The 16,659-nt window shown below is 41.8% G+C and carries 17 protein-coding genes, 1 riboswitch and 1 other annotated feature; of the genes, 8 read left to right on the forward strand and 9 right to left on the reverse strand.

The window, feature by feature from the left end; genetic code table 11:
• The first annotated feature begins 165 nt into the window (after window positions 1–165).
• From tkt to thiE, 8 genes are all read left to right on the forward strand, one after another.
• Window positions 166–2,160, forward strand: a complete 1,995-nt coding sequence (gene tkt / locus QV04_RS02080; protein ID WP_039081653.1) for a transketolase — start codon at window positions 166–168, stop codon at window positions 2,158–2,160.
• Between the two features lie 214 nt (window positions 2,161–2,374).
• A riboswitch (TPP riboswitch) is annotated at window positions 2,375–2,467 on the forward strand.
• An 87-nt stretch (window positions 2,468–2,554) separates the two neighbouring features.
• Window positions 2,555–3,283, forward strand: a complete 729-nt coding sequence (locus QV04_RS02085) for an ABC transporter ATP-binding protein (protein WP_065233127.1) — start codon at window positions 2,555–2,557, stop codon at window positions 3,281–3,283.
• A complete protein-coding gene (locus tag QV04_RS02090; RefSeq protein WP_065233128.1) occupies window positions 3,283–4,038 on the forward strand; it encodes an ABC transporter permease in 756 nt (251 codons plus the stop codon). The genes QV04_RS02085 and QV04_RS02090 overlap by 1 nt, the downstream gene beginning before the upstream one ends.
• Window positions 4,039–4,047: 9 nt before the next feature.
• Window positions 4,048–4,698 (forward strand): thiaminase II, encoded by a 651-nt coding sequence (gene tenA / locus QV04_RS02095; RefSeq protein ID WP_065233129.1) that lies wholly within the window; start codon window positions 4,048–4,050, stop codon window positions 4,696–4,698.
• 20 nt (window positions 4,699–4,718) lie between these two features.
• Window positions 4,719–5,669: an ABC transporter substrate-binding protein gene (locus QV04_RS02100; RefSeq protein ID WP_065233130.1), complete on the forward strand. Its 951-nt coding sequence runs from the start codon at window positions 4,719–4,721 to the stop codon at window positions 5,667–5,669.
• Window positions 5,670–5,681: 12 nt separating this feature from the next.
• Entirely contained in the window at window positions 5,682–6,482 is an 801-nt protein-coding gene (gene thiM, locus QV04_RS02105; RefSeq protein ID WP_065233131.1) for a hydroxyethylthiazole kinase, read from the forward strand.
• A 9-nt stretch (window positions 6,483–6,491) separates the two neighbouring features.
• A complete protein-coding gene (thiD, locus tag QV04_RS02110; protein WP_065233132.1) occupies window positions 6,492–7,310 on the forward strand; it encodes a bifunctional hydroxymethylpyrimidine kinase/phosphomethylpyrimidine kinase in 819 nt (272 codons plus the stop codon).
• Complete coding sequence (gene thiE, locus QV04_RS02115) at window positions 7,303–7,968, forward strand: thiamine phosphate synthase (protein ID WP_065233133.1); 666 nt, start codon at window positions 7,303–7,305, stop codon at window positions 7,966–7,968. Before thiD ends, thiE begins: the two co-directional genes overlap by 8 nt.
• Before the next feature lie 42 nt (window positions 7,969–8,010).
• Here the strand turns inward: thiE and hisIE are convergent, their stop codons facing one another.
• The 9 genes from hisIE to glnA form a co-directional block, all read right to left on the reverse strand.
• Window positions 8,011–8,628: a bifunctional phosphoribosyl-AMP cyclohydrolase/phosphoribosyl-ATP diphosphatase HisIE gene (hisIE, locus tag QV04_RS02120; RefSeq protein ID WP_065230699.1), complete on the reverse strand. Its 618-nt coding sequence runs from the start codon at window positions 8,626–8,628 to the stop codon at window positions 8,011–8,013.
• 7 nt (window positions 8,629–8,635) lie between these two features.
• On the reverse strand, window positions 8,636–9,409 hold the full coding sequence (hisF, locus tag QV04_RS02125; RefSeq protein WP_039133938.1) for an imidazole glycerol phosphate synthase subunit HisF: 774 nt from the start codon (window positions 9,407–9,409) through the stop codon (window positions 8,636–8,638).
• Window positions 9,391–10,140 carry a 1-(5-phosphoribosyl)-5-[(5-phosphoribosylamino)methylideneamino]imidazole-4-carboxamide isomerase gene (gene hisA, locus QV04_RS02130; protein WP_065230698.1) on the reverse strand — a complete coding sequence of 250 codons (750 nt, stop codon included), beginning with the start codon at window positions 10,138–10,140 and terminating at the stop codon, window positions 9,391–9,393. Before hisA ends, hisF begins: the two co-directional genes overlap by 19 nt.
• Before the next feature lie 104 nt (window positions 10,141–10,244).
• The gene (gene hisH / locus QV04_RS02135) at window positions 10,245–10,838 is read right to left on the reverse strand and encodes an imidazole glycerol phosphate synthase subunit HisH (protein ID WP_039133941.1); all 594 of its coding nucleotides are present in this window, start codon (window positions 10,836–10,838) and stop codon (window positions 10,245–10,247) included.
• A 15-nt stretch (window positions 10,839–10,853) separates the two neighbouring features.
• Window positions 10,854–11,867 carry a PDDEXK nuclease domain-containing protein gene (locus tag QV04_RS02140; RefSeq protein ID WP_065230697.1) on the reverse strand — a complete coding sequence of 338 codons (1,014 nt, stop codon included), beginning with the start codon at window positions 11,865–11,867 and terminating at the stop codon, window positions 10,854–10,856.
• A 76-nt stretch (window positions 11,868–11,943) separates the two neighbouring features.
• Window positions 11,944–13,041 (reverse strand): bifunctional histidinol-phosphatase/imidazoleglycerol-phosphate dehydratase HisB, encoded by a 1,098-nt coding sequence (hisB, locus tag QV04_RS02145; protein ID WP_065230696.1) that lies wholly within the window; start codon window positions 13,039–13,041, stop codon window positions 11,944–11,946.
• Window position 13,042: 1 nt separating this feature from the next.
• Window positions 13,043–14,113, reverse strand: a complete 1,071-nt coding sequence (hisC, locus tag QV04_RS02150) for a histidinol-phosphate transaminase (RefSeq protein ID WP_065230695.1) — start codon at window positions 14,111–14,113, stop codon at window positions 13,043–13,045.
• Between the two features lie 22 nt (window positions 14,114–14,135).
• Window positions 14,136–14,255 (reverse strand) — a sequence feature (His leader region).
• Between the two features lie 107 nt (window positions 14,256–14,362).
• Window positions 14,363–15,010: a glutaredoxin 2 gene (gene grxB, locus QV04_RS02155; RefSeq protein ID WP_018345893.1), complete on the reverse strand. Its 648-nt coding sequence runs from the start codon at window positions 15,008–15,010 to the stop codon at window positions 14,363–14,365.
• A 148-nt stretch (window positions 15,011–15,158) separates the two neighbouring features.
• Window positions 15,159–16,580, reverse strand: a complete 1,422-nt coding sequence (gene glnA, locus QV04_RS02160; protein WP_065230694.1) for a glutamate--ammonia ligase — start codon at window positions 16,578–16,580, stop codon at window positions 15,159–15,161.
• Between the last annotated feature and the right edge of the window lie 79 nt (window positions 16,581–16,659).

Consider the following 16,659-nt stretch of genomic DNA (forward strand, 5'->3'; position numbering starts at 1 on the left):
TAAAAATAACGTAGAATGAACAGGCTTTTGAATTTGATTCATTCAGATCAAAAATAAGTAATAACGCAATCAACTTCACGACAAAATAGTGGTAAAGTAAATGCGGTTTTTCTAAGAGAAATGCTCTTATCTACTCGAAATTAGCTAGCAAAGAAGGAGAAAAATATGGCAACTCGCCGAGAATTAGCAAACGCAATTCGTTTTTTAAGTATGGATGCGGTGCAAAAAGCAAAATCAGGGCACCCGGGTGCGCCTATGGGAATGGCGGATATCGCCGAAGTTTTATGGCGTGATTTTTTATCTCATAATCCAAACAACCCGAAATGGGTTAATCGTGACCGCTTTGTACTTTCCAACGGTCACGGCTCAATGTTGATTTATAGCTTGTTACACTTAACCGGTTACGACCTTTCTATCGACGATTTAAAACAGTTCCGCCAATTGCATTCTAAAACACCCGGACACCCTGAATATGGTTATGCACCGGGTGTCGAAACAACCACCGGCCCATTGGGGCAAGGTATTACCAATGCTGTCGGGATGGCGATTGCTGAAAAAACCTTAGCCGGTCAATTTAACCGTCCGGGACACGATGTGATTGACCACTATACTTATGTTTTCTTGGGCGACGGCTGCTTAATGGAGGGTGTTTCTCACGAAGCCTGCTCTCTTGCCGGTACTTTAGGTTTGGGTAAATTAATTGCGTTCTACGATGACAACAATATCTCAATCGACGGTCACGTTGACGGTTGGTTTACCGATGATACCCAAAAACGTTTTGAAGCTTACGGCTGGCACGTCATTCCTGCAGTAGACGGTCATAATTCCGCTGAAATCAAAGCGGCGATTGAAGCAGCAAAAGCGGAAACCTCAAAACCGACATTAATTATCTGTAAAACCATTATCGGCTATGGCTCACCGAATAAAGCCAATTCTCACGATAGCCACGGCGCACCATTAGGTGATGAAGAAATTGCATTAACCCGTAAGAATTTAGGTTGGAACTATGCACCGTTTGAAATTCCGGCTGAAATTTATGCAGAATGGGATGCAAAACAGCAAGGTGCAGCAAAAGAAGCGGAATGGAATAAACGCTTTGCCGCTTACCAAGCAGCCTATCCGGAATTGGCAGCTGAATTATCACGTCGTTTAGCCGGCGAATTACCGGCAGATTGGAAAGCACAATCTCAAGCCTTTATCGAAAAATTGCAAGCCAATCCAGCGACTATCGCCAGCCGTAAAGCCTCACAAAATGCGATTGAAGCCTATGCTAAAATTCTGCCTGAATTTTTAGGCGGTTCTGCTGACTTGGCAGGTTCAAACTTAACCTTATGGTCAGGTTCAAAACCGTTACGTGCCAATGTGGTTGACGGTAACTATATCAACTACGGTGTGCGTGAATTCGGGATGTCCGCCATTATGAACGGTATTGCGCTACACGGTGGCTTTATTCCTTACGGTGCGACTTTCTTAATGTTTATGGAATATGCGCATAATGCGGTACGTATGGCAGCATTAATGAAACAACGTGTGTTGTTCGTTTACACCCACGATTCTATCGGCTTAGGGGAAGACGGCCCAACTCACCAACCGGTTGAACAAACTGCGGCATTACGTTTAATTCCAAATTTGGAAACCTGGCGTCCGTGTGACCAAGTGGAATCTGCGATTGCGTGGCAGGCGGCAGTTGAACGTGCTGAAGGTCCAAGTGCATTAATTTTCACTCGTCAAAACCTAGCGCAAATGGATAGAAATGCGGAACAGCTTGCTAACGTAAGACGCGGTGCTTATATCTTAAAAGATTGCGAAGGCACACCTGAAATAATCTTTATTGCAACCGGTTCGGAAGTGGAATTGGCAGTGAAAGCGGCGGAACAATTAACCGCAGAAGGTCACAAAGTACGTGTTGTATCTATGCCAAGCACCAATGTTTTCGATAAACAGGATGCCGATTATAAAGAAAGCGTATTACCAAGCAGTGTCAACAAACGTGTTGCTATTGAAGCCGGTATTGCCGATTTCTGGTATAAATACGTTGGTTTAGAAGGTCGTATTGTCGGAATGAATCGTTTCGGTGAATCTGCACCGGCAGGCGAGTTATTCAAACTCTTCGGCTTCACTGTGGATAATGTTGTCGCTAAAGCAAAAGAAATTCTATAACTTTGCTGTTGTGATTTAATGTTGAACACTCCTCCATTAGTCGATAGTGGGGGAGTTTTTATTTGCAAACATCTTGTCATTCTCTACTCAATTAAAAATAGACCGCTTACATATCACGCTTTTATTTTGTTTTGAGTAACATAAAAATAACAATTTTCTTAAATTTCTCATTGCCTATCTGTTGCCATTGCCAAAATTTCGCTGTAAAGTAATCGACCATTAGTCGGGGTGCTGTTTAACAGCTGAGAAAATACCCGTTGAACCTGATCCAGTTAGCACTGACGTAGGAAACTAATTATGCAACATTTACACTTTTTATCTATTCCCATTTCCTTTCTGATTTTTACTCATTACCGCTATTTATCATTCATTCGCTGATATTGGGTTATCAATAATGAATGCGGTAGAAATCCTACAATTAACCTTGTCATTTGCTGACAAGCCGCTGTTTGTCGACTTTAATTTTGATATTGCCCACGCTCGTTGGAGTGCTGTTCTCGGGCGTTCCGGTGTGGGTAAATCGACTTTATTGCGTGTCATTGCCGGATTGGAACAAAACGCACTGAAATCAGGAAAAATCACATTTAAACATTGCCGGAACCATCAGCAAAAAATTGCATTTATGGCACAAAATGACGGCTTGTTTCCTTGGTTATCCGTTTTAGATAACGTGCAGCTGGCACAGCATTTACAAGGCACAAAAAATCAAGCAAGCCGCCAACAAGCGTTATCACTACTGGAGCAAGTGCAATTAGCGGATTATCAGCATAAGCCTTGTTATCGACTTTCCGGCGGTCAACGGCAACGTGTAGCATTGGCGAGAACGCTAATGCAATCTTCCGATTTAATCTTAATGGATGAACCTTTTTCCGCTTTAGATGTGGTTACACGCCAACAGCTCTATCAACTTGCAACCACCTTATTAGCCGAGAAAACGGTCCTATTGGTCACACACGATCCGCAAGAAGCATTGCAGCTATGTGATGATATTTTTGTGCTGCAAAAACAAACTGATCGTGTTGTTCTCTCACAAAAAGTTTCAGACGTTGTTCATTCACCGCAACAACCGCAATTTTGGCAGTTATACCAACAGTTATTCTCTCTTTTGCAGGAGGAATCTTAATGTATTCGCTATCCTCACTGTTAAAAACCACGCTGCTCTGTCTATTTTTATTAGCGTTATGGCAAGGCGCAATTCTTGTTTGGGATTTACCTCACTATCTGTTGCCGACACCGTCCGATGTGTTCCAACAGCTCGCTTCTCGGCATCAGCTGTTGTGGCAGCACACCATGGTTACGTTATTGGAAATTTTTCTTGGCTTGTTTCTTGGCTTTATTTTCGGCTTGTTTTCCGCCATTTTGCTCTCTATATCCAATCGGATTGCTACTTTTTTATTGCCGTTACTACTGATCTCGCAAGCTATTCCTGTTTTTGCGATTGCGCCACTGCTGGTGTTGTGGCTCGGTTACGGATTGGCTTCAAAGGTCGCAATGACAATTCTAATTATCTATTTTCCGGTTACCGCCGCCTGTTATGACGGCTTGAGAAATACACCGAAGATTTGGTTGGAACTGGCACAAACCATGCAAATTACTCGTTGGCAAATGCTGTTTAAAGTTCGTCTGCCGACAGCATTACCTGCGCTCGCATCCGGTTTACGCATAGCCGTTTCCATTGCACCGATTGGCGCAGTCATCGGCGAATGGGTCGGTGCAAATCAAGGTTTAGGCTATCTAATGCTACACGCCAACGCACGTATGCAGGTTGATTTAATGTTTTCTGCCCTGTTTTTATTAATGTTAATCACGCTACTGCTCTTTTTTATTACCGATAAATTACTGCGTCGCGCCTTACCTTGGGTGACGCAATTACGTTAAGGAGAAATAATGTCAATTACACAGCGATTTATGCAACAGTCTCAACCGGATTGGCAACATTACGTTGAACATCCTTTTGTGCAACAGCTTGGCAACGGCACATTACCGCTCGCCTCTTTTCAACATTATCTGATTCAAGATTATCACTATTTACTGCATTACAGCCGTGCTTTAGCGTTGGCGATGTATAAATCTCACCACTTTGCGCAACTTACTGCTTTTAATCAAGATTTGCAGCATATTTTGGCAGAAGTGCAATTACATATTCATTATTGCCAACAATGGCAAATTTCTAAATCTGAGCTGGACAATACACCGGAATCGCCGGCTTGTGTAGCTTATACCCGTTATATGCTTGATTGCGGTTTACAAGGCGGTTTAGCTGAACTTTATACTGCCATTGCGCCTTGCGCTTTAGGCTATGCAGAAATCGGTAAACGGCTAGCGGCTTTACCACAGGCGAAAAATAATCCTTATCAGACTTGGATTGATACCTATGCCGCCAAGGAGTTTCAAGCTGCCGCCAATGCGATTGCTCAACAGCTGGAACAACTTTGCGCCGGCATTTCTCCACAACAACAGCAAAAATTGCAGCATATTTTTACCACCGCTACCCGAATGGAAATTGCCTTTTGGCAAATGGGGTTGGATCGTTCATAACATTAATCAGAGGAAATCTTATGAAAACTCGTCTATTTTTTACTACATTTTTACTCTCATTTTTTGCTTGGTTTGCGCAAGCTGAAAAATTAAGTTTACAACTGGATTGGTTCGTTAACCCTGATCACGCCGCCCTCATTGTGGCACAACAGAAAGGATTTTTTGCGAAAAATGGAATTGAGATGGAAATCATTGAACCTGCCGATCCCTCTATGCCGCCAAAATTAGTTGCTGCCGGCAAAAGTGATTTGGCTGTCGGTTATCAACCACAACTTTATTTAGATGTCGATCAAGGCTTGCCTTTAGTGCGTATAGCCACATTAATCGCAACGCCATTAAACAGTATCGTTGCCTTAAAAGAGAGCAATATCAAAACATTAGCCGATTTTAAAGGCAAAAAAATCGGTTATTCGGTCAGTGGTTTTGAAGAGGTTTTACTCGGCACAATGCTGAAATCCGCCGGCGTTAATCCAAATGAAGTGGAAAAGATCAATGTAAATTGGTCATTATCACCGGCATTGATGAGCAAACAGGTGGATGGGGTAGTCGGTGCATTTCGTAATTTTGAACTTAATCAGCTTAGTTTAGAAAAACAACAGGGAATCGCTTTTTATCCGGAAGAACACGGTGTACCAATTTATGATGAATTGATTTTATTAGCCAATAAAAACAAATTAGACAACCCTCAATATCAAGCAAAACTCTCCGCTTTTCTCACTGCTATTGAACAGGCGACCGTTTATATCAGCAATCATCCACAAGAGGCGTGGCAAACATTTATGAGCTATAAACCGCAAGAATTGGATAACGCACTGAATCGTGCAGCGTGGCAAGATACTTTGCCTCGTTTAAGTTTAATGCCACGTGCATTGGATCAACACCGTTACCAAACAATGGCGGAATTTATGCACAAACAAGGATTAATTAAAAAAGTACCGCTTTTATCCGATTATGCACGTCAAATTAAGTAGAAAGGAAATAATATGAACTTCAATTTATTAGAAAAAATTCGCCAAACAAATCCTTTAATTCACAACATCACCAACATTGTGGTGGCAAACTATGTAGCGAATGGACTATTAGCCTTGGGCGCATCGCCGATTATGGCAGATGCCGAAGAAGAAATGGCGGATCTTGCTCAATTTAGCGCAGCCTTGGTGATTAACATTGGCACGCTCGATCCTTTCAAGGTAAAAGCAATGTTGGCGGCTGGTAAAGCAGCGAATAAAGCGGGCATTCCTGTGGTGCTTGATCCTGTCGGCGTGGGCGCAACACAGTATCGCAAGGACGTGGTGGCTGAATTACTGAGCAAGGTAAAATTCACCGCTATTCGTGGCAATGCTGGGGAAATCGCCCAGCTAGCAGGAGTGAATTGGGCGGCGAAAGGCGTGGACGCAGGGCAAGGCGAAGGCGATGTAAAACAAATTGCCAAACTGGCTGCGCAACGTCATCAATGTGTTGTGGCAGTGAGCGGTGCGGTAGATTACATCAGCGATGGCGTGCAAGTGGCAGCCATTGATAACGGCACGCCAATGTTTCCTAAAATCACGGGCTCAGGTTGTTTGCTTGGCGCGGTGTTAGGGGCTTTTTTAGCGGTCGACCCGAACCAACCTTTTAATGCAGTAGTGCAAGCCAGTACGGCCTATGCGGTGGCAGGGCAACTGGCTGCGAAAGATTTAGGAAGCACAAAATATGGACAATTTTACACCGCACTTTTAGATCAACTTGGCGAACTGAGCGATCAACAAGTGGCACAATTCGCACAGGTTCACATAGAAAAATAAGGAGCAACAATGACTCATATTGCACAAGCCCTGACTATTGCCGGCTCAGACAGCGGCGGCGGTGCGGGTATTCAAGCAGATCTGAAAACCTTTCAAATGCGTAATGTATTTGGAATGAGCGTGATCACCGCCGTCACCGCACAAAACACCTTAGGCGTAACGGATATTCATTTAATCCCCCTTAGTACTATTGAAGCGCAACTCAAGGCAATTGTGGCAGATTTCACGCCCAATGCGGTAAAAATTGGTATGCTCGGCACGGCTGAAATTATCCAAACCGTGGCCACTTTTTTGCGTCAGCACCCATTTGCGAATGTGGTTATCGATCCGGTGATGATCGCCAAAGGGGGCGCAAGTTTATTGGAGCAATCGGCAATTCAAGCGATGCGTGAGCAACTATTGCCTTTAGCCGATGTACTAACGCCAAATCTGCCTGAAGCAGAAGCCTTAACAGGATTGAAAGCTGAAGATCAGCACAGTATTACGCAAATTGCTGAACATTTACAACAAATGGGCGCAAAAACCGTGATTATAAAAGGTGGCCATCAGCAAAATAGCGAAAGTGCGGTATGCCAAGATTTTATTTTCACGCCGACAGCATCTTTTGTCTTGGAAAGCCCACGTTTTAACACGCCGCATACCCACGGCACAGGCTGCACTTTTTCCGCTTGCTTAACAGCTGAACTTGCCAAAGGGCAATCGTTGGAGCAAGCCTGCAAAACTGCCAAAGCCTTTATTACCAGCGCCATCACGCACCCTTTAAATATCGGACACGGACACGGCCCAACCAATCACTGGGCTTATTCACAGGAGCAAAAAAATGGATAAATCAATTTTACGCTGTTATTTAGTGGCAGGTACGCAAGATTGTCGTCATCTACCACAATATGATGCAAGTCAGCCACAACAAACCTTATTAGCTCGTTTAGAACAGGCGTTAAAGGCTGGCATTACTTGTTATCAATTTCGTGAAAAAGGGCAATTTTCCTTGCAAGATCCACAACAAATTGAGCAACTTGCCCGCCAATGCCAACATTTATGTAAACAATATAATGTGCCTTTTATTATCAATAATGATGTTCAACTCGCAGAAAAATTGCACGCAGACGGCATTCACGTTGGGCAAAAAGATTTTGCCGTGGATAAGCTCACTCAACAAATTCAAGGCAAAATGCTCATCGGTTTATCCGTAAATACCTTGCAACAAGCGCAGCAACATAATGCTTTCAATGGCGTGGATTATTATGGCTGCGGCCCGATTTTCCCGACGTTTTCCAAAGCGGACGCTGCGCCAGATGTGGGGATCAACTTTGTGCAATTTTTGCGTGAACAAGGCATCAATAAGCCTTTGGTAGCTATTGGCGGCATTAGAACCGAACACGTTGCTGCGCTTTTACAAGCCGGTGCAGACGGCGTTGCGGTGATTTCCACCATTATGCAGTCAGCCAATATAACAGCGACTGTCAAACAGATTTTAAACGCATAAAAAATGGGGCTTACCGCCCCATAAATACTAGTTTGCAGATGTTTATTTATGACGTTCTTTTAATTTTTCAATAACATCACTCCAGTCTAAATCGGCATCCTGCAATAATACAGTCAAATGGTAAACTAGATCCGCCGCCTCGCAAATGGTTTCTTCGCGATCTTTCACGGTTGCCGCCAATGCAGTTTCTACCCCCTCTTCGCCGACTTTTTGTGCAATACGTTTTGTGCCTCGTGCATAAAGTGAAGCGGTATAAGAACTCTTCGGATCAGCATTTTTACGCGCATTCAACAGTTTTTCCAATTTACTCAAGAAAATCCAATTCGGTGTTTCAGAAACCGGTGAAAAACAGCTATCAGTACCTTCGTGACAGGTTGCACCAATCGGATTTGCCAAGATCAACAAAGTATCACAATCACAATCTAATGTATAATCAACAACATTTAAAAAGTTGCCAGAAGTTTCCCCCTTTGTCCATAAGCGTTGCTTGGTGCGTGAATAAAAGGTAACTTTCCGCTCTGCAAGGGTTTTCTCAAGAGCTTCCGCATTCATATAGCCCAGCATTAACACTTCGCAGGTGATTGCATTTTGTACGATAACAGGGAGCAAACCGCCTACTTTTTGCCAATTAATTTGTTCTGTTAATAATTTATTGCTCATTTTATTCCTAACCTCTCACTTCAATTTTTTCATTGCATAAATACTTTTTCAACTCCCCAATATCAATAATCCGCTTATGAAATACGCTTGCGGCTAATGCACCGTCCACATTGGCTTCAATAAAGGCATCACGGAAATGCACCATTTCGCCCGCTCCTCCTGAAGCGATCAGTGGTACGTTGCAGACTTCCCGTACCTTTTTCAATTGAACTAAATCATAGCCTTGACGCACGCCGTCTTGATTCATCATATTTAGCACGATTTCACCTGCCCCGCGTTTTTGCACTTCTTGCACCCAATCGAGGGTTTGCCAGTTTGTTTGGCGGGTGCATTTTTCATCGCCTGTGTATTGATTGACCCAATATTTATCTTGTTTGGCATCATACCAAGTGTCGATCCCCACCACAATGGCTTGCACGCCAAAGCGATCCGCCAAGCGAGAGATTAAATCAGGATCGGCAAGTGCGGGGGAATTTATAGAAATTTTATCCGCGCCAAAGGTGAAAATTTGCTCGGCATCGGCAATAGTCTTGATTCCCCCAGCCACACAGAATGGAATATTGATCTCTTTGGCGACCCGCTCCACCCAGCTTTTATCTACGGTGCGACCGTCTGACGAGGCGGTAATGTCATAAAACACCAACTCGTCCGCCCCTTCTTCCGCATAACGTTTTGCTAGCGGCACAATATCGCCGATAATCTCGTGGTTGCGGAATTGCACGCCTTTCACAACCTGCCCATCACGAACATCTAAGCAAGGAATTATGCGTTTTGCCAACATTGGATTGCCTCCGCCACGTCAAATTTTCCTTCTAGTAATGCACGACCAACAATCACGCCAGCCACGCCTGTATTTTTTAAAGCAGCGATGTCTGCTAATGAGCCGATACCACCTGAGGATTGAAATTCAATCTGTGGAAAGGCGGTGCAGATTTCTTGATATAACGCCACATTCGAGCCTTGCAATGTGCCATCACGAGAAATGTCAGTGCATAGCACGTGCTGTAAGCCCACTTGGCTGAAATCTTCAATCACTTGCTCTAAAGTGAGCGAGCTAGTTTCTTGCCAACCGTGAATGGCGATGCGTTTTTCACCGTCCACGATATGAATATCTAAGGCTAAAACGAATTTTTCCGCACCGTATTTTTGAAACCATTGCTTCACCATTTCAGGCTGCTTAACCGCCGTTGAACCAATGACTACACGGTTTGCCCCAACACGAAATAGATCCGCCACATCTTGTTCTGTACGAATGCCCCCGCCCACCTGAATATTGGCTTGTGTGGTGGCAATGATTTCGCCAATAAGTTTAGTTTGGCGTTGGCTCGGATCTTTCGCCCCCGTTAAATCCACCAAATGGAGTTGTTTCGCCCCTTGCGATAAATAATGCTGAAATTGGGCGATAGGATTGTCGCTATATTGGGTTTGCTGGGCGTAATCCCCTTGATACAACCGCACAACCTTGCCATCAATTAGATCAAGTGCGGGGATAATTTGTGATGTTTTTTTCATTGTTGTGTTCTCTTTTGTTTTTATTAACTAAGCCATAAACGTAATTTCAACCCCCATGGGCTGCTTAATCCTGTGGTGGTATGAACGATTTTACCGTTTTTAAATTACAGATTTTCAATAAAATTCCGCAATAATTGCTCGCCCACCTTGCCTGAACGCTCGGGGTGAAACTGCACGCCGTAAAAATTATTTTTTGCAATCGCTGCAGAAAATGGCACGCCATAATCACAGGCTGCAATGGTATTTTCATTCGGCAACACCGCATAGCTATGCACAAAATAGAAATAGCTATCTTGTGGGATATGTTCAAATAGCGGGTGGAGATCCTGATAATGCACCTTATTCCAGCCCATATGCGGCAATGGCAGCCCTTTATTTGGCAAGCGTTGCGTGTTGCCGTTAATCAGTCTAAGGGTTTTTATTTCACCTTCAGCGGAATAATCGGTCATTAGCTGCATTCCCAAACAAATGCCTAATACAGGCTGAGTGAGCTGTTGAATTGTTTCAGTTAATTGTCGAGATTGCATATTTTGCATTGCGGCTGACGCCGTTCCCACCCCCGGCAAAATAAGTTTTTTTGCACTTTGGATTTTGGCTAAATCATCGGTAATCTCCGCCTGATAGCCCAAACGGTCAAACGCAAATTTCACTGAAGAGAGATTAGCACAGCCTGTGTTGATGATAGTAATGGTTTGCATTGTTTTCTGAATTTCCTAGCTTTCTTGTTGTTTTTGTTCAAAATTTTCGATTTCTTTGCGTATTTCTGTCAGCAATAATTCTTCTGACGGCAGATAAAGTTGATATTGGCTGGCGAAAATTTGCTGTTGATTTTCGGGTAAAGAAAATTTCACCACGCTATCGTTTTTATCTGCACATAATAAGATGCCAATGGTTGGATTTTCTCGTGGCAGTTTTTCAACGCGATCAAAATAATTCACATACATTTGCAACTGCCCCAAATCCTGATGAGTTAATTTGTGGGTTTTGATTTCGATAATCACAAAGCATTGCAGCAGTCGGTTGTATAAAACGAGATCGACAAAAAAATCATCGCCATCAAGATGTAAACGTTTCTGACGAGCCACAAAAGAAAAGCCGTTGCCTAATTCAAGTAAAAATTCTTGTAAGTGAGTAATAATGGCTTGTTCAAGATCTTTTTCGTAATAAGCACTTTCACGTTGCAGACCAAGAAATTCCAACACCATCGGATCTTTAATAATATGTTTTGGATCACTGGGAACAAGCTGATTATTCGCCATTGCAAGCACGGTTTCTTTATCGTTACTCAATAATAAACGTTCGTATAAACTGCTGTTGATTTGGCGTTCTAACTGGCGAGAACTCCAATTATTTTTGATACTTTCACCAATATAAAACTCGCGTTTATCAGGATCGTTGAGGCGTAAAAGCAAGCGATATTGCGTCCAGTTTAATTGTGAACGCAGTGCGTTCACAATTGGAAACGTGCGATAAAATTGGCGATACCAATTCAGATTTCGATGAGAAAAGCTACTGCCAAATTCAGGTTCAAGTTGCTGAGCAAGATATTTGATTAAATAAGCCCCATAATCCGCCCTCTCTTGCCCTTGCTGTTCTTCTTCAAAAATACGCTTGCCAATGTGCCAATACATCAGCACACGCTGAAAATCCACCGCTCTTACCGCATTTTCACGGGATTGGGCGATGATTTGTTTGATGTCGGTGATGATATGAGTATCAGTTAGCATTTTATCTTCCTTGTTAAATTTGATTTCGATGTATTAAAAACATTCAAAAATCACACCGCACTTTTAAATACTGTGATTACAACACACCCTTACTACTCGGCATTTCATTGCCTTCAATACGAATGGCTTGTCTTAAGGTGCGTCCGAACACTTTAAACAGGCTTTCGATTTTGTGGTGATCGTTGTCGCCACTGGCTTTTAAATGCAAGGTGGCAAGCATTGTAAAGGCAAGGGATTGGAAGAAATGTTCGGTCATTTCCGTGCTGAAATCGCCTACTTTTTCCCGTTTGAATTTCGCTTTAAATTTAAAGTAAGGGCGACCAGAAAGATCCAACGCACATTCCGCTTTGCATTTGTCCATTGGCAACACAAAGCCAAAGCGGGCGATACCACGTTTATCACCGATAGCTTGTTTTAATGCTGTGCCGAGTGCAAGAGCGGTGTCTTCCACCGTGTGGTGTTCGTCAATATGCAAATCCCCTTTACAGCTGATGTTCATTCTAAAACCGCCGTGGGTGGCAATTTGATCAAGCATATGATCGAAAAAGCCCACGCCCGTGTGAATGTGGTTTACGCCCGTTTCGTCTAACCACACTTGCACTTTGATGTCTGTTTCTTTGGTGTTGCGTTCCACTTCGGCATAACGTGGCGTGCGTTCGCCAATATTGGTAACGGGTTCAGTCAATAATTTTTCTGCGATCAAATCCCAATTCAACTTTTCTGGGTGATATTGCAGGGCTTGAATACCCAGATTTTCAGCTAATTGTACATCAGTGGCACGATCGCCAATTACAAAGCTGGTGGCAGGATCAAAAAGCTGTTTTTCAATATATTTTTTCAGCAATTTAGTTTTTGGCTTACGGCATTGGCAGTTGTCTTCAGGCTTATGCGGGCAAATTAAAATGTCATCAAATTCAATGCCTTGTGAGCGAAAAACTTCCAACATCGCATTATGCGGTTTGTCAAAATCCTCCTGCGGAAATGAAGCCGTTCCAAGCCCATCTTGGTTAGAAACCATTACAAAGCGATATTTCTTTTGCAGTTTCAACAACGCGGGAATCACATTTTTTTCAAATTTTAATTTCTCTAAACTATCAATTTGAAAATCGGTTTTCGGTTCGTCAATTAATGTGCCATCACGGTCGATAAATAAGATAGATTGTTGTTTTTTCATATTATTTTCCTTGCTGTACAAATTGATTAATGGCTTCTAATGTACGGCTGTTTTCTGTTGCCGTACCGACAGTAATACGAATACAATTTTCTAAAAATAATTGACTATTTTGATTACGCAAAATAATGCCGTTATCCCATAAATATTGAAATAATTTTTGTCCGTCTTGTGCTTTAAACAGAATATAATTAGATTCACTTGGATAAACAGTATCAATAATTGGGAATTGAACCAACGCTTCACTTAATTTAACACGATTATTCAACACCTCATTAACACGTTGCCGCATTAATGCCACTCCTTGTGTAGAAAGTGCTTGGGCTGCAATATCAACGACCGGACTAGGCAATGGATAAGGAGCGATAACTTTTTGCAATACACCTATTAACTCTTCATTAGCAAGAGTAAAACCACAACGCAAGCCAGCTAAAGCAAAAGCCTTCGACAAAGTACGGATAATAGCTAGGTGTGGATAATTTTTTAACTCAGAAACCATTGTTGCATCTGGACAAAATTCGATATAAGCTTCATCAACCACCACAATTACACGATTTTTTGTCATCTCTAGCAAAGAAATTAAATCCTCACGTTTTAATAAATTCCCAGTAGGATTATTCGGACTGCAAACAAACACAACTTTCACATTATCCAATTGACACTCAATTTCAGCTAAATTTAGTTGAAAGTCTTTAGTCAATGGCACTTTTTTGCAAGCAATTCCGCAAGTTTCTGCACTAACTGAATACATCCCATATGTTGGAGGACAATACAAAATAGCATCCTGACTCGGCTCACAAAAAGCTCTGATAATTAATTCAATACTTTCGTCTCCACCACGACTCACTAACACATTGTTCATAATCACACCAGCATAATTTGCATAAGACTGGATCACTGCCTGTGGTTGTGCTTCAGGATAACGATTAAAATTTTGAACGCTTAATGAGAAATCCGGTGAGATTGGGTATTCATTGGCATTTAGCCAAATATCTCCTTTTCCCCCCAACCGACGTGCAGATTGATAAGGGGTTAATGCCTGAATATTTTTACGAGAAAGTTGTGTAATGCTCATAATTTTTTCCTATAACTGAAAATAAAAAATCCTCTCGAAATTATCTTCCGAGAGGATTGTGATTCATATCGAATGCTCGGAAGATTATTAATCTTCCACGCACCATCGCCTGAAAGATTAATCAGGTTGATGATGGTGATGATGAGCAATTCGAGAAAATTTCATTTGTTGTATCCTTAATGTCAAAACTGTTATTTACACTACTGGATCATCTACAAAAATGCAATAGGTTTTTTGATAAAAAATTTATCAAACCGCTCTCTCCGTATAAAGCTCTACGCCCGACATCAATGACATTTTTTTCACATAGGCGGCAACTTTATTCGGAAATTCGATTCCTTTCACAATTGTTAAATTACGCAAAACCGGGAATAACACGATATCTTCGATTGACAACTCTCCGGAGCTCGCTTTCGGGCTGACGATCAAATCGTTCAACTCTTTAAGATCTTGATTAATTTTTGCTAAATATTGTGGGGTTTGTGCTAAATTTTCAGCAAAATTACCAATCATTTTACTTTTTTTCATAGTGAAATATTCCACTGATTCCGGCATTGCAAACTCTTTTAAGCCGATTTGTGTAAATCGAGGAATCACTAAATGATTGTAATAACTGCCTACTTTTTGCAGCCATTGACTCACTTCCTCACGAACATTTTCTTTTAAGCAAGGCTCGCCATATTTTTTATCAACATAACGGACGATATCCAAACTTTCCGGCATTACCATTCCATCACTGTCAGCAAGGATTGGCACAACTTTACGCCCCACTAGTTGCATCGGGGTGTCTTCGTGATGATTTGCCAACACAATGACATCAACCGGGATATTTTTTAAACCGAAAATCATTCTGGCACGTACACAATATGGACAATGTTCATAAGTATAAAGTCTCATTATTTGCTCCTCAGTTGTGTTTGGTAACTTTAGTTAGTTTTAATACAAATCAGCTGTTTTATCAAGGATTAGACAGCTTTTATCTAAAAAAACAAGCCCCGAAAACTGCGTATTCTCGGGGCTGGACTTAGCTCATTTTTAGCAACAATTAGAGTGAATAATATAATTCAAATTCTGCCGGATGTGGCAATAAACGAATACGATCAACTTCTTTATTTTTCAATTCGATATAGGCTTCAATAAAGTCGCTGCTGAATACGCCACCACGAGTTAAGAATTCGTGATCTGCTGCCAATGAAGCAAGCGCTTCATCTAAAGAACCTGCTACAGTCGGGATCTCTTTTAACTCTTCAGGCGGTAAGTCGTATAAGTTTTTATCCATTGCATCCCCTGGATGGATCTTATTGATAATACCATCTAAACCTGCCATTAAAATTGCAGAAAATGCCAAATATGGGTTTGCACCTGGATCTGGGAAACGAACTTCAATACGACGCGCTTTAGGACTTGATACTGTAGGAATCCTAATTGATGCAGAACGGTTACTTGCTGAATAAGCCAACAATACTGGTGCTTCATAGCCAGGTACCAAACGTTTATAAGAGTTGGTTGTCGGGTTGGTAAACGCATTCAATGCTTTAGCGTGTTTAATTACACCCCCAATAAAGAAGAGAGAAAGTTCAGATAATCCAGCATATTTATCACCGGAGAATAAATTCACACCATCTTTACCTAAAGAGATATGGCAGTGCATACCTGAACCGTTATCGCCAAAAAGTGGTTTTGGCATAAAACAAGCGGTTTTACCGTGTTCAAACGCAACATTATGAACAACATATTTATAAATTTGTGTTTCATCCGCTTTTAAAGTTAACGTATTAAAACGACAAGCAATTTCGTTTTGTCCGGCTGTTGCTACTTCGTGGTGATGAGCTTCAATCACTAAGCCCATATCTTCCATTACTAAGCACATTTCAGAACGTAAATCTTGTGAAGAATCAACCGGTGGAACAGGGAAATAACCGCCTTTAGTTGCCGGACGATGACCTTTGTTTCCACCTTCATACTCTTTGTCGCTATTCCAGCTCGCTTCGATATCATCAATTTCATAGAAAGAACCTGACATTCCTGTTTTGAAACGTACATCATCAAAGATAAAAAATTCAGGTTCCGGTCCAACTAATACAGTATCTGCAATACCAGATGCTTTAAGGTATTCTTCTGCTCGAATTGCAATTGAACGCGGATCGCGATCGTAACCTTGCATTGTAGTTGGTTCATAAACATCACAACGAATAGAGAGTGTCGGAACGCTAAAGAAAGGGTCGACTAATGCACTTTCTGGAATCGGCATCAATACCATATCGGATTTATTGATAGTTTTCCAACCGGCAATAGAAGATCCATCAAACATTTTTCCATCTTCAAAAAAATCTTCATCAACAGCACTGACCGGCACAGAAACGTGTTGTTCCTTCCCTTTGATATCTGTAAAACGAAGATCAACAAAACGAATTCCGTGTTCTTCAATAAGTTCAAAGACTTTTGCAATTGCTTGAGTGTTTGCCATAATCAATCCTCTCGTATTTGACTAGTTAATTTATAAATATAATGTTGGTTTTTTAGATTCAGATAAACAATATCCTATT

Source organism: Gallibacterium genomosp. 1, assembly GCF_001678575.1.
Taxonomy (GTDB): Bacteria; Pseudomonadota; Gammaproteobacteria; order Enterobacterales; family Pasteurellaceae; genus Gallibacterium.